The following is a 12,858-nucleotide window of genomic DNA, read 5'->3' on the forward strand; positions in this document are numbered from 1 at the left end:
GATCGAATTGATAAGTTGAAGCTACAACTAAAACTACGCCGCTGCAGTTGAATGTTCAAGTGTTTGCTGCGCCGGTGCGGAATCCCGCCCGACGGCCGCGGCACTAAGCTGGAAGGCAATGAAACTCGTAGATCAGCTCCCCGCCCCGGCCGCCCGCGTTTCAGGCGGCGCGGGTGTGGACCCGGACGAGCTTTACACCCGCTTCGTCGAGTGGACGGAGAGCCGCGGAATCGCCCTCTACCCCGCCCAGGACGAGGCCGTCATGGAACTGGCCTCCGGGGCCAACGTCATCCTCGCCACCCCCACCGGTTCGGGTAAATCGCTGGTAGCGATTGCCGCCCATTACCAGGCGATGGCCCGCGGACAGCGCAGCTACTACACCGCCCCGATCAAGGCCCTGGTCTCCGAGAAGTTCTTCGCGCTCTGCGACATCTTCGGCGCCGAGAACGTCGGCATGATCACCGGCGACTCCGGCGTCAACCAGGATGCCCCGATCATCTGCTGCACGGCCGAGATCCTGGCCAACATCGCCCTCCGGGAGGGCTCGGCCGCCGAACTCGGCTCCGTGATCATGGACGAGTTCCACTTCTATTCGGACCCCCAGCGCGGCTGGGCGTGGCAGGTGCCGCTGCTGGAACTGCCGCAGGCCCAGTTCCTGCTGATGTCCGCGACCCTCGGCGACGTCAGCCGCTTCGAAACCGGCATCACCGACCTGACCGGCCGCCCCACCACCACGGTCAGCTCCGCGGAGCGGCCCATCCCGCTGCACTTCTACTACCAGCAGACGCCGGTGCACGAGACCCTGGAGGAGTTGCTCTCCACGAAACAGGTCCCGGTGTACGTGGTGCACTTCAGCCAGCTGGAGGCGATCGACCGGGCCCAGACGCTGATGAGCATCAACGTCTGCACCCGGGAGGAAAAGGACCGGATCGCCGAACTCATTGCCGGCTTCCGGTTCGCGCCCGGGTTCGGCAAGACGCTGAACCGGCTGGTCCGGCACGGCATCGGCGTCCACCACGCGGGCATGCTGCCCAAGTACCGCCGCCTGGTGGAGCAGCTGGCGCAGGCGGGGCTGCTGAAGGTCATCTGCGGCACGGACACCCTGGGCGTGGGCATTAACGTTCCCATCCGCACCGTGCTGCTCACCGCCTTGAGCAAGTACGACGGCGTCCGCACCCGTCTGCTGAACTCGCGCGAATTCCATCAGATCGCCGGACGCGCGGGCCGCGCAGGCTACGACACCGCCGGCACCGTGGTGGTCCAGGCGCCCGAGCACGTGATCGAGAACGTCAAGGCGATGGCCAAGGCCACCGCCAAGTTCGGCGACGACCAGAAGAAGCTCCGCCAGGTGGTCAAGAAGAAGCCGCCCGAGGGCTTCGTGTCCTGGGGTGAGCCGACCTTCCAGCGGCTGGTCGAGTCCGTGCCGGATCCCCTGGTCTCCAGCTTCACCGTCACGCACGCGATGCTGATGAACCTGATGGAACGCCCCGGCGATCCCTTCCAGGCCGCCCGCCGGCTGCTGACCGAGAACCACGAAACGAGGCCCGCGCAGCTGAAGCTGATGAAGCGCGCTCTCGGCATCTACCGCGAGCTCCTGGCGGCGGGCGTCGTCGAGCGGATCCCGGCCGCCGAGCAGGGCCCGGACGGCCGGTCGGTCCGGCTGACCGTGCACCTGCAGGCCAACTTCGCACTGAACCAGCCGCTCTCCCCCTTCGCCCTGGCGGCGTTGGACCTGCTGGACCCGGAGTCGCCGTCGTACGCCCTGGACGTTGTCTCGGTGATCGAATCGACGCTGGAGAAGCCGCGGCAGATCCTCTCCGCGCAGCAGAAGAAGGCCCGCGGCGAGGCCGTCGCCGCGATGAAGGCGGACGGGATCGACTATGACCAGCGGATGGCCATGCTGGAGGAAGTCACCTACCCGCAGCCGCTGGCCGAAATCCTCGGCGAGGCGTTCGACGTCTACCGCAAGGCCGCGCCCTGGATCGGCGACTTCGAACTCGCACCCAAGTCCGTCATCCGCGACATGTACGAACGGGCCATGAACTTCGGCGAGTTCGTCCAGTTCTACGGCCTGGCCCGCTCCGAGGGGATCGTGCTCCGCTACCTGGCGGACGGCTTCAAGGCGCTCCGACAGACCGTGCCGCAGGACGCCCTGCGCGAGGACCTCGAGGACCTGATCGCGTGGCTCGGCGAGCTGGTCCGGCAGGTCGACTCCAGCCTGCTGGACGAATGGGAGGAACTCACCTCCGGCGCCGCGCCCACCCCGCACGACGCTCCCCCTCCCCCGCCGCCGTCGCTGACATCCAACGTCCGGGCCTTCCGGGTGATGGTGCGGAATGAGATGTTCCGCCGCGTTGAGCTCTTCGCGGACGAGGCCGCCACCGAACTCGGGGAGCTCGACGGCGCCGCCGGCTGGGACGCCGAGCGCTGGGAGGACGCCCTGGACGACTACTTCGACGAACACAACGACATCGGCACCGGGCCGGACGCGCGCGGACCCGGGCTGCTGATCATCACCGAGGAGCCGGGCCGCTGGAAGGTCCGGCAGATCTTCGACGATCCGGAGGGCAACCACGACTGGGGCATCTCCGCCGAGGTGGACCTCGCCGCCTCCGACGAGGCCGGCAGCGCGGTGGTGCGCGTGACCGACGTTAACCGTCTGTAGCCGCTAGTAAACTGCAGTCCATGACTGTAATCCGGCCCGCGGCCGCCTCCGACGTCCCCGCCATCCTGCAGATGATCCACGACCTGGCCATCTACGAAAAGGAGCCGGACGCGGTCCGGAACACCCCTGACATGCTCACCGAAGTGCTGTTCGGGGAGAACCCGCGGGTCTTCGCCACCATGGCCGAGAACGAGGCGGGCGAGGTGCAGGGATTCGCTCTGTGGTTCCTGAACTACTCCACCTGGGAGGGCGTCCACGGGATCTACCTCGAGGACCTGTACGTCAAGCCGGAGGCCCGCGGCGCCGGGCACGGCAAGGCCCTGCTGCAGCACCTGGCTGCCACCGCCGTCGAACGCGGCTACGCCCGGGTGGAGTGGAGCGTCCTGGACTGGAATGAGCCCTCGATCGCGTTCTACCGGAACCTCGGCGCGGCGCCGATGGACGAATGGTCCACCTTCCGGCTCACCGGCGACGCCCTGGCAGGGTTCGGTTCCCGCGCGGAGGCGGCCCGTGGCTGACACCGTGGCCCCGGCACCCGCCGCGCACGCCCCGCTGCCCGTCCTCGAGTCCGGCTCCGTCCCGCACGTGGTCAAGGGCCGGCACAGCTACCGGGGGATGCGCACCACCGAACACTACTTCGAGGTCCCCCTGGACCATGCGGATCCCGCGGGCGAGACCATCACTGTCTTCGCCCGCGAGTACGTCTCCGCCGACCACACCGAGGAGCAGGCGCAGGAGCTGCCCTGGCTGCTCTTCCTGCAGGGCGGCCCCGGCGGCCGCGGCAACCGGTTCCCGTCCCTGGGCGGCTGGGGCAAGGCCGCGGCCAAGGACTTCCGGATTCTCATGCTGGATCAGCGCGGCACCGGCCTGTCCTCCCCCGCGGACCGGCACACCCTGCCGCTGCGGGGCAGCGACCGGGACCAGGCCGAGTACCTAACCCACTTGCGCGCCGACTCGATCGTGGCCGACGCCGAGGCGATCCGCCGGACCCTCGGCGCGGCGCCGTGGACCATTTACGGGCAGAGCTACGGAGGTTTCTGCGCCCTGACCTACCTGTCCTTCGCCCCGGAGGGTCTGCGCGAGGTGCTGATCACCGGGGGCCTCGCTCCCCTCACCGGCCCCGCGGACCGGGTCTACCAGGCCACGTTCCGCCGGGTCGCCGCCCGCAACGCCGAATACTTCGGCTGGTACCCGGAGGACCGGGAGACCGTGAACCGGATCGCCCGGCACCTGCGGGAGACGCCGGAGGTGCTGGCGGACGGCAGCCCGTTGACGGTGGAGCGGTTCCAGATGGTGGGTTCCTTCCTGGGCGGCAACACCCGCGTGGACGGCCTCCACCACCTGCTGGAGGACGCCTTCACCGCCACTCCCGACGGCGACCGGCTCTCCGACACCTTCCTGGAGCAGGTCCGCGGCCTGGTCACCCGCGCCGCCAACCCGCTCTACGCGCTGATGCACGAATCCATCTACGGCCAGGGCGAGGCGACGGACTGGGCGGCGCTGCGGGTGCTGCAGGACCACCCAGAGTTCCGCCCGGACGTGCCGGCCCCGCTGCTCACCGGCGAGATGGTCTACCCCTGGTACTTCGAGCAGGACCCGGCGCTGGAGCCGCTGCGCGCCGTCGCCGCCCTGCTGGCAGAGAAGGACGACTGGGCGCCGCTGTACGACCTGGACCGACTGGCCGCCACCACGGTGCCGGTCGCGGCCGCCGTCTACACCGACGACATCTACGTGGACCGCGACCTGTCGCTGGAAACCGCCCGCGCGGTGCGCGGGCTGCAGGTCTGGGAGACGGACGAGTTCCACCACGACGGCATTGCCGACGACGGCGAGGCGATCTTCGGCCGCCTGCTGGGGATGGCACGGGCCCACACGGCCTGACACCGCCCGGCACAGCCTGGGCACAACAATGCCCGGGGAAGCGCTGGCTTCCCCGGGCATTGTTGCCAGCGCGACCGGCGCTAGCCGGTACTGGGTCGGCGCTACTCGGCGTCGGTGAGGCTCTTGCGGGAGTCTTCCTCGAGCCGGGCGTCCAGCTTGGCCGTGGTGGCCTTGGAGCTGTAGAGGCTGGCGACGACGGCGATGATGATGGTGCCGACGATGACGCCGAGGGAGACGAAGGTGGGGATCTCCGGGGCCCATTCGATGTGCCGGCCGCCGTTGATGAAGGGCAGCTCGTTGACGTGCATGGCGTGCAGGACCAGCTTGACGCCGATGAAGGCCAGGATCACCGAGAGCGCGTGCTTGAGGTAGACCAGCCGGGTCATCAGGCCGCCCAGCAGGAAGTACAGCTGGCGCAGGCCCATCAGGGCGAACAGGTTGGCGGTGAAGACGATGAACGCGCTCTGCGTCAGGCCGAAGATCGCCGGGATGGAGTCCACCGCGAAGAGGAGGTCGGTCAGGCCGATGGTGACGAAGACGATCACCATGGGGGTGAAGACCTTCTTGCCGTCCACCACGGTGCGGATCTTGCCGCCGTCGAACTTCTCGGACATCGGCAGGACGCGGCGGATCCTTGCGATCAGCGGGTTCTCCCGGTCCTCTTCGTCCTCACCCTCGTCCTGGGCCTGCTTCCAGGCGGTCCAGAGAAGGAACGCGCCGAAGATGTAGAACACCCAGCTGAACTGCTCGATGACGATCGCGCCGAGCATGATGAAGATGCCGCGCAGGATCAGGGCGATGATGATGCCCACCATCAGGACTTCCTGCTGGTATTTCCGGGGCACCGAGAAGCGCGCCATGATGATGATGAACACGAACAGGTTGTCGATGCTCAGGCTGTACTCGGTGACCCAGCCGGAGACGAATTGGCCGCCGTACTCGGGGCCGGTGAAGAGGAACATGGCGCCCGCGAACAGCAGCGCCAGGCCGATGTAGAACGAGACCCAGAGGCCGGCTTCCTTCATCGACGGCTCGTGCGGCCGCTTCAGGACCAGCAGCAGGTCGATGGCAAGGATCAGGCCGAGGACGGCGAAGGAGCCGATCTCAAACCAGAGGGGAAGTTCAGGCACGTAGAAACCTTTCGGAGGGCATGACTCAGCGGTGTAAGTCTCTCCGGCCCCACGGCGGCCAGGAACGCGTTCCTGGATCTGGTGTGGTGCCCGCTACGTCCGGCATGGCGTCCGTGCCATGCGTGCTGACGATCGTAGCGCTTTGGGATACTCCCCTACGTGCCTCCCAGTTTACCTCAGGCGTGACCTGCCGACTGCATCTGCCGGAGCTCCTTCTTGAGGTCGCCGACCTCGTCCCGGAGCCGGGCGGCGAGCTCGAACTGCAGCTCGCCGGCGGCGGCGTGCATCTGCTCGGTGAGCTGTTCGATCAGGCCCACCAGGTCCTCCGCGGGCGCCGCGGCGAGGCCGTCGGCGCGGACCTTCGCTCCGCCCTTGCCGCCGTTCTTGCCCTTGCCCTTTCCGGCGCTGGCGAGCAATTCGCGGGTGTCCGCATCCTCCTTGGCCAGCTGGTCCGTGATGTCGGCGATCTTCTTCCGCAGCGGCTGCGGGTCGATGCCGTGGTCCTTGTTGTAGGCAACCTGGATGGCGCGGCGGCGGTTCGTCTCGTCGATGGCCTGCGCCATCGAGTCGGTGATTTTGTCCGCGTACATGTGCACCTCGCCGGAGACGTTACGCGCGGCACGGCCGATGGTCTGGATCAGTGAGGTGGCGGAGCGGAGGAAGCCTTCCTTGTCCGCGTCCAGGATGCTGACCAGGGACACCTCGGGCAGGTCGAGGCCCTCACGAAGCAGGTTGATGCCGACGAGGACGTCGAACACGCCCATCCGCAGCTCGCGCAGCAGCTCGACGCGGCGCAGCGTGTCGACGTCGGAGTGCAGGTACTCCACCTTCACGCCGTGGCCCACGAGGTAGTCGGTGAGGTCCTCGGCCATGCGCTTGGTCAGCGTGGTGACCAGGACGCGCTCGTTCTTGGCCGTGCGGGTCTTGATCTCGCCGAGCAGGTCGTCGATCTGGCCCTTGGTGGGCTTCACGATCACCTCGGGGTCGATGAGGCCCGTGGGGCGGATGATCTGCTGGACGAAACCATCCGCCTTGCCGAGTTCATACTTGCCCGGCGTGGCCGAGAGGTACACGGTCTGGCCGACGCGTTCGAGGAACTCGTCCCACTTCAGCGGCCGGTTGTCCATGGCGGAGGGCAGCCTGAAGCCGAAGTCCACCAGGTTCCGCTTGCGGGACATGTCGCCCTCGTACATGGCGCCGATCTGCGGCACCGTGACGTGGGATTCGTCGATGACCAGCAGGAAGTCGTCCGGGAAGTAGTCGAGGAGGCAGTGCGGGGCGGTGCCCGGTTCACGGCCGTCGATGTGGGCGGAGTAGTTCTCGATGCCGTTGCAGAACCCCATCTGCTGCATCATTTCCAGGTCGTAGGTGGTGCGCATCCGGAGACGCTGGGCCTCGACGAGCTTGTTCTGGCTCTCCAGGACCTTGAGCCGGTCGGCGAGTTCGTCCTCGATCCGCTTGATGGCGCGGCCCATCCGCTCCGGCCCGGCGACGTAGTGCGAGGCGGGGAAGACGTACATCTCATCCTCGTCGCGGAGCACCTCGCCGGTGAGCGGGTGCAGGGTCTGGATGTTCTCAATCTCGTCGCCGAAGAACTCGATCCGGATGGCCAGTTCCTCATACATCGGGATGATCTCGACGGTATCGCCGCGGACCCGGAAGGTGCCGCGGTGGAAGTCGATATCGTTGCGCGCGTACTGCATCGAGACAAACTTCCGCAGCAAATCATCGCGGTTCATCTCGGCGCCCCGGCGGAGCGTGACCATCCCGGAGATGTACTCTTCCGGCGTGCCGAGGCCGTAGATGCAGGAGACGGTGGCGACCACGATGACGTCGCGCCGGGTCAGCAGCGCGTTGGTGGCCGAGTGCCGGAGCCGTTCGACCTCCTCGTTGATGGAGGAGTCCTTTTCGATGAAGGTATCCGTCTGCGCGACATAGGCCTCGGGCTGGTAGTAGTCGTAGTAGGAGACGAAATACTCGACCGCGTTATTGGGCAGCAGTTCGCGGAACTCATTGGCCAGCTGGGCGGCGAGGGTCTTGTTCTGGACCAGCACCAGGGTGGGCCGCTGGACCTGCTCGATCAGCCAGGCCGTCGTCGCGCTCTTACCGGTACCGGTGGCGCCCAGGAGCACCACGTCCTTCTCGCCGTTGGTAATCCGTTCGGTGAGTTCGGCGATCGCCGCGGGCTGGTCACCGGCGGGCTTGAACTCGCTGATGACTTCGAAGGGCGCCACGACACGGTTGATTTCCTGGGCAAGGCTCATGAATCTAATTTACCGCCGGGCACCGACAGGAACAGCCGATTCAGCTTTGGGCGGTACGGCCGCCCCCGGGGAGGCCGTACGACGGCGGCTGCCAGCCGGTGCGGGCCGCCCACTCCTCCATCCGGGGAACGGCGTATGCGGTCAGCCAGTTCTCCTTGTCCGCGGCGTACCCGGCGGTCGACCGGTCCACCTCGTGCAGGCGCGCGGCGCGGCGCTTCTCCGCGAGGTAGGCCGCGCGGGCACCGTCGTCGTCGCGCAGCCAGTCGCGGAAGCACAGCGCGAACCGCCAGCCCGGGGAGCCGGCGGCCCGGAGGTGGAGGTTCACGGCCCGGCCGGGGTCGGCGCTGCCGTGCAGTCGCTTCCCCCACTGGCCGGGGTCCGCGTCCGCGGGTTTGGGGTGGTCGGCGAGGACGCCCGGCCAGACCGGGAAACCCGCGCCGGTCAGGGCGGCTGCCAGCCGGTCGGCGGCGGCCATGTCCGCGACGCCCAGCTGCAGGTCCAGCACGTCCTTGGCCGCCAGACCGGGCACGGCGGTGGACCCCACGTGGTCCAGCGTCAGGGCCTCCTCCCCCGCCGCCACCCGGAGCCGGGCGATGATCCGGGCGGCCTGCGCCGGCCAGTCCGGGTTGGCAGGGGTCAGCGCGGGGCCACCGGTGCGGGCCGCCACGCGGCGCCGGTTGAGGTTGTCGGCGTAGGGGGTGAGGCGGAACTTCCAGAGCCGGTCCACGGCGTCCCGGAGTTCGTCCTTGGAGCCGGCGTTCTCGAGCACGACGTCGGCGGCGGCCAGGCGTTCCTCCCGGCCGGCCTGCGCGGCGATCCGGCTGAGGGCCTGATCCTCGGTCATCTTCCGGTGCTCCACCATCCGCCGGACCCGGACGGGTTCGGGCGCGTCGACCACCACCACGAGGTGGAAGTGGGCGCCCTGCCCCGTCTCCACCAGCAGCGGGATGTCCTGGACCAGCACGGCGCCGGCGGGGGCCGCGGCGGTGAGGGCCGCGGCCCGTTCCCGCACCAGCGGGTGGATGATGCCGTTGAGCACGGCGAGCCGCTCCGGATCGCCGAACACGAGGGCGCCGAGGCGGGGCCGGTCCAGGCGCCCGTCGGGTCCCAACACCGCGGAGCTGAACGCCTCCACCACCTTCGCGAGCCCCGGCGTGCCCGGCTCCACCACTTCCCTGGCCAGCGCGTCGGCGTCGACCAGGACGGCGCCGAGCTCGCGCAGCCGTGAAGCCACCACTGACTTTCCCGAGGCGATCCCGCCGGTCAAACCGATCTTCAGCACACCTCAAGACTAAACTGAACGGGTGCCTGACGACGCCGAATTCCAGGAGAGCCGGGCCACCGCCTACACCGTCCCCGCCGGTCCGGAGTTCCGGCACGAGCTGGAGATCAAGCGCTCACGCTTCATCACGGTGATCGCCCGCACCGCCGACGAGGACCAGGCCCGGGCCGTGGTCGCCGGGCTGCGGCGGGAATTCCACGACGCGCGGCACCACTGCTCAGCGTTCGTGCTGGGCCCCGACCGGGACGTCCAGCGTTCCAGCGACGACGGCGAGCCGTCCGGCACCGCCGGAATCCCGATGCTGGAGGCGCTCCTGAAACGCGAAACCGTCCCGGGCGCCGCGGACCTCAGCGACGTCACCGCCGTCGTGGTCCGCTACTTCGGCGGTATCCTGCTGGGCGCCGGCGGCCTGGTCCGCGCCTACTCCGAATCGGTGTCCGCCGCCCTGGACCTGGCGCCAATGGTGCGCCGGCAGCGGCTCAGGACCTGCTCCGTCGCCGCGCCGCACGCCACCGCCGGAAGGCTGGAGAACGACCTCCGCGCCGCCGGGTTCGTGATGACGGAGGCCGCCTACGAGCAGCACGCCACCGTCTTGCGGCTGGCGCTGCCGGACGATCCCGCCGGGCTGGACCGGGCCGCGGAGCGGGTGGCCGCCCTCACCGCCGGCGGGGCCTCCCTGCAACCGGGCGGGACGGAGTGGGTCGATGTCCCGCTCCCCTGACGCCGCAGAGCCGACCGACGTGCCGCCCATTGACCTGGCACCCATCGACGTAGCACTTCTCGACGTTACGGAGGCCGTGCTGAAGCGGCTGCTGGCCGTCGCTCAGGACGATGCGGACGCCGACGAGGTAACCCCACCGGGGGGCGGGTCTCCGGGCTGGAATGCGGACCGCGTCCGATGGTTCCGCGCCTACCACCGGGCCGCGGCAGCCGGGCTGGAGGGGCCGGCCCGGGAGAAAACCTGGGCGGTCACGGCGGGAGGTACGCTTGCCGGTGCCGTCCGGCTCAAGGCTGTGTCTGTCCCGGGGACCGCCGGGGGCTCCCTGGTGCTTGAAACCGGGATCTGGCTGCGCCGGAGCCTGCGCGGCCGGGGCATCGGCCGGGAGGCATTGCGGCTGGTCACGGTGCAGGCGGCGGCCACAGGGGCCGCGGTCCTCACGGCGGACACCGCCACCGTCAACGCCGCGGCCCGGTCCCTGCTGGCGGGCCTTGGTGCGACGCTCGCCGACGACGGCACCCGGGTCACGGCCCGGATCCCGCTCCCCTAGGATCTCAACCCATCTGACTGGCAGCTGAGGCCGTTGTGAGCATTGATAACGGCCTCAGCTGCGAGTCACTTGGGTGTGCCACGATGGGAGGAAACAGCCGAGGGCAAAGGACGGGAGCAGCGGCATGAGCGGCAACTATGACTTGGAGCGGTTCGTGACGGCGCAGGACTCTGGCGGCACCTACCGGCAGGCGCTGGCCGAGCTGGAGGCCGGGGCCAAGCGCAGCCACTGGATGTGGTTCGTCTTCCCGCAGGTCGCCGGCCTGGGCATGAGCGCGACGTCGCGCATGTATGCCATCGCGTCGCTGGACGAGGCCCGCGCCTATCTGGCGCATCCGGTGCTCGGCCCCCGGCTGCTGGAGTGTGCCCGCGCCGTGCTCCAAGTCGACGGCCGCAGCGCCGTGCAGATCTTCGGCGGCATCGACGCCCGCAAGCTGCAGTCCTCGGCGACCCTGTTCCTCCGGGCCGATCCCGGGCAACCGGAATTCCAGCAACTGCTCGACCGGTATTTCGACGGCACGGCGGACGACGCCACGGACCGGATCCTCGCCGGCTGAAGACGCCACTTAAACCACCAAGGGCCCCTGCATGGTGCAGGGGCCCTCGGTGTGTGGCCCGGGAAACCCGGGCCGCTGGCAATTAGTTGCCGGTCAGCTTCTCACGCAGGGCGGCGAGAGCCTCGTCGGAAGCGAGCGTGCCGCCACCGGTGTTGGACTCGGACGCAGCCGGCTCCGAGGAGTAGCTGGTGGTGCCGGAGTCGCTGTCACCGGACGTCGCAGCAGCGGCGTCGTCGGCAGCGTGCTGGGCAACCTGCTTCTTGTGGGCTTCCCAACGGGTCTGGGCGTCAGCGTACTGCTGCTCCCAAGCGGCGCGCTGGGTCTCGTAGCCCTCGAGCCACTCGTTGGACTCCGGGTCGAAGCCCTCCGGGTACTTGTAGTTGCCCTCTTCGTCGTACTCTGCGGCCATGCCGTACAGAGCCGGGTCGAATTCGGTGCTGTCGGCGTCGACGCCCTCGTTGGCCTGCTTGAGGGACAGCGAGATGCGGCGGCGCTCGAGGTCGATGTCGATGACCTTGACGAAGAGCTCGTCGCCAACGGAGACGACCTGCTCGGCCAGCTCAACGTGGCGCACGGCGAGCTCGGAGATGTGGACCAGGCCTTCGATGCCGTCTTCGACGCGAACGAACGCACCGAACGGAACGAGCTTGGTGACCTTACCCGGAACAACCTGGCCGAGGGCGTGGGTGCGGGCGAAGGTCTGCCACGGATCTTCCTGCGTAGCCTTGAGCGACAGGGAAACGCGCTCGCGGTCCAGGTCGACCTCGAGAACCTCGACGGTGACTTCCTGGCCGACTTCGACAACCTCGGACGGGTGGTCGATGTGCTTCCAGGACAGCTCGGAAACGTGAACCAGGCCGTCGACGCCGCCCAGGTCCACGAAGGCACCGAAGTTGACGATCGAGGAAACGACGCCGGGACGGACCTGGCCCTTTTCCAGCTTGTTGAGGAACGTGGAGCGGACCTCGGACTGGGTCTGCTCGAGCCATGCACGGCGGGACAGCACCACGTTGTTGCGGTTCTTGTCCAGCTCGATGATCTTGGCTTCGATCTGCTGACCGATGTACGGAGCGAGGTCGCGCACGCGGCGCATCTCGACGAGGGATGCGGGCAGGAAGCCGCGCAGACCGATGTCGAGGATAAGACCACCCTTGACAACTTCGATGACAGTACCGGTGACGACGCCGTCTTCTTCCTTGACCTTCTCGATGTCGCCCCAGGCACGCTCGTACTGAGCACGCTTCTTGGAGAGGATCAGACGGCCTTCTTTGTCTTCCTTGGTGAGCACCAGGGCTTCGACCTGATCGCCAACGGAGACAACGTCTCCGGGGTCAACGTCGTGCTTGATGGACAGCTCGCGGGAGGGAATGACACCTTCGGTCTTGTAACCGATGTCGAGCAGGACTTCGTCGCGGTCGACCTTGACGACGGTGCCTTCAACGAGGTCTCCGTCGTTGAAGTACTTGATGGTCGCGTCGACAGCTGCGAGGAAATCCTCAGCGGACCCGATGTCGTTGATCGCGACGACAGGGGTACCGGACTTCTCGGTAGAGGTGATGGTCATGTAGTAGGGGCTCCGTTGTGGATAGTGAGTCGGTCAGGCAGACCGTCCAGCCCGCATCGGCGACACGGGGAGAAAGCACGGCAGATCGCGGGCGATCTGCCGGGTCATCCTGATTCTGTGGATTTGGTTGCGCACACGTAGTACACGCCCGCTTAGTCTAGTGCCATCCGCCAAGCCCGGTCAAAGCGCATGCGGGCGCGGCGCAGCCCGGCACCGGGCGGGTGCCGGGCTGCGCGAGATCCTGAACA

Annotated in this window: 10 protein-coding genes; 6 read left to right on the forward strand and 4 right to left on the reverse strand. The window is 68.2% G+C overall.

Annotated features, from left to right (window positions below):
* Positions 1 to 118 precede the first annotated feature (118 nt).
* The 3 genes from AB0O44_RS11500 to AB0O44_RS11510 all read left to right on the forward strand — a co-directional run bounded on the left by AB0O44_RS11500 (position 119) and on the right by AB0O44_RS11510 (position 4,546).
* On the forward strand, positions 119 to 2,665 hold the full coding sequence (locus AB0O44_RS11500; RefSeq protein ID WP_290257935.1) for a DEAD/DEAH box helicase: 2,547 nt from the start codon (positions 119 to 121) through the stop codon (positions 2,663 to 2,665).
* A gap of 20 nt (positions 2,666 to 2,685) precedes the next feature.
* Positions 2,686 to 3,183 carry a GNAT family N-acetyltransferase gene (locus AB0O44_RS11505; protein WP_364137453.1) on the forward strand — a complete coding sequence of 166 codons (498 nt, stop codon included), beginning with the start codon at positions 2,686 to 2,688 and terminating at the stop codon, positions 3,181 to 3,183.
* A 97-nt stretch (positions 3,184 to 3,280) separates the two neighbouring features.
* Positions 3,281 to 4,546: an alpha/beta fold hydrolase gene (locus AB0O44_RS11510; protein WP_364137950.1), complete on the forward strand. Its 1,266-nt coding sequence runs from the start codon at positions 3,281 to 3,283 to the stop codon at positions 4,544 to 4,546.
* Between the two features lie 101 nt (positions 4,547 to 4,647).
* Here the strand turns inward: AB0O44_RS11510 and AB0O44_RS11515 are convergent, their stop codons facing one another.
* From AB0O44_RS11515 to coaE, 3 genes are all read right to left on the reverse strand, one after another.
* Positions 4,648 to 5,676 carry a TerC family protein gene (locus tag AB0O44_RS11515; RefSeq protein WP_364137455.1) on the reverse strand — a complete coding sequence of 343 codons (1,029 nt, stop codon included), beginning with the start codon at positions 5,674 to 5,676 and terminating at the stop codon, positions 4,648 to 4,650.
* Positions 5,677 to 5,852: 176 nt separating this feature from the next.
* Positions 5,853 to 7,940, reverse strand: a complete 2,088-nt coding sequence (uvrB, locus tag AB0O44_RS11520; protein WP_364137457.1) for an excinuclease ABC subunit UvrB — start codon at positions 7,938 to 7,940, stop codon at positions 5,853 to 5,855.
* A gap of 40 nt (positions 7,941 to 7,980) precedes the next feature.
* Positions 7,981 to 9,222 carry a dephospho-CoA kinase gene (gene coaE / locus AB0O44_RS11525; RefSeq protein WP_364137459.1) on the reverse strand — a complete coding sequence of 414 codons (1,242 nt, stop codon included), beginning with the start codon at positions 9,220 to 9,222 and terminating at the stop codon, positions 7,981 to 7,983.
* Between the two features lie 22 nt (positions 9,223 to 9,244).
* On the opposite strand from coaE, the gene AB0O44_RS11530 reads away from it, so the two are divergent.
* From AB0O44_RS11530 to AB0O44_RS11540, 3 genes are all read left to right on the forward strand, one after another.
* Positions 9,245 to 9,943 carry a YigZ family protein gene (locus tag AB0O44_RS11530; RefSeq protein WP_364137461.1) on the forward strand — a complete coding sequence of 233 codons (699 nt, stop codon included), beginning with the start codon at positions 9,245 to 9,247 and terminating at the stop codon, positions 9,941 to 9,943.
* Complete coding sequence (locus AB0O44_RS11535; RefSeq protein WP_364137463.1) at positions 9,927 to 10,490, forward strand: GNAT family N-acetyltransferase; 564 nt, start codon at positions 9,927 to 9,929, stop codon at positions 10,488 to 10,490. Before AB0O44_RS11530 ends, AB0O44_RS11535 begins: the two co-directional genes overlap by 17 nt.
* 124 nt (positions 10,491 to 10,614) lie before the next feature.
* Positions 10,615 to 11,046, forward strand: coding sequence for a DUF1810 domain-containing protein (locus tag AB0O44_RS11540; RefSeq protein WP_364137465.1), 432 nt, complete (start codon positions 10,615 to 10,617; stop codon positions 11,044 to 11,046).
* Positions 11,047 to 11,128: 82 nt separating this feature from the next.
* Here AB0O44_RS11540 and rpsA read toward each other — a convergent pair whose 3' ends face one another.
* Positions 11,129 to 12,610, reverse strand: a complete 1,482-nt coding sequence (gene rpsA, locus AB0O44_RS11545; RefSeq protein WP_290257943.1) for a 30S ribosomal protein S1 — start codon at positions 12,608 to 12,610, stop codon at positions 11,129 to 11,131.
* Between the last annotated feature and the right edge of the window lie 248 nt (positions 12,611 to 12,858).

Source organism: Arthrobacter sp. NPDC080082 (assembly GCF_040686595.1).
In the GTDB taxonomy this organism is placed as follows: Bacteria; Actinomycetota; Actinomycetes; order Actinomycetales; family Micrococcaceae; genus Arthrobacter.

What these genes read in the sequence shown, in the direction of transcription:
- AB0O44_RS11500 (WP_290257935.1), top strand. Translation starts at nt 119, where the DNA reads ATGAAACTCGTAGATCAGCTCCCCGCCCCGGCCGCCCGCGTTTCAGGC.
- AB0O44_RS11505 (WP_364137453.1), top strand. Translation starts at nt 2,686, where the DNA reads ATGACTGTAATCCGGCCCGCGGCCGCCTCCGACGTCCCCGCCATCCTG.
- AB0O44_RS11510 (WP_364137950.1), top strand. Translation starts at nt 3,281, where the DNA reads ATGCGCACCACCGAACACTACTTCGAGGTCCCCCTGGACCATGCGGAT.
- uvrB (WP_364137457.1), bottom strand. Translation starts at nt 7,940, where the DNA reads ATGAGCCTTGCCCAGGAAATCAACCGTGTCGTGGCGCCCTTCGAAGTC.
- AB0O44_RS11535 (WP_364137463.1), top strand. Translation starts at nt 9,927, where the DNA reads ATGTCCCGCTCCCCTGACGCCGCAGAGCCGACCGACGTGCCGCCCATT.
- AB0O44_RS11540 (WP_364137465.1), top strand. Translation starts at nt 10,615, where the DNA reads ATGAGCGGCAACTATGACTTGGAGCGGTTCGTGACGGCGCAGGACTCT.
- rpsA (WP_290257943.1), bottom strand. Translation starts at nt 12,610, where the DNA reads ATGACCATCACCTCTACCGAGAAGTCCGGTACCCCTGTCGTCGCGATC.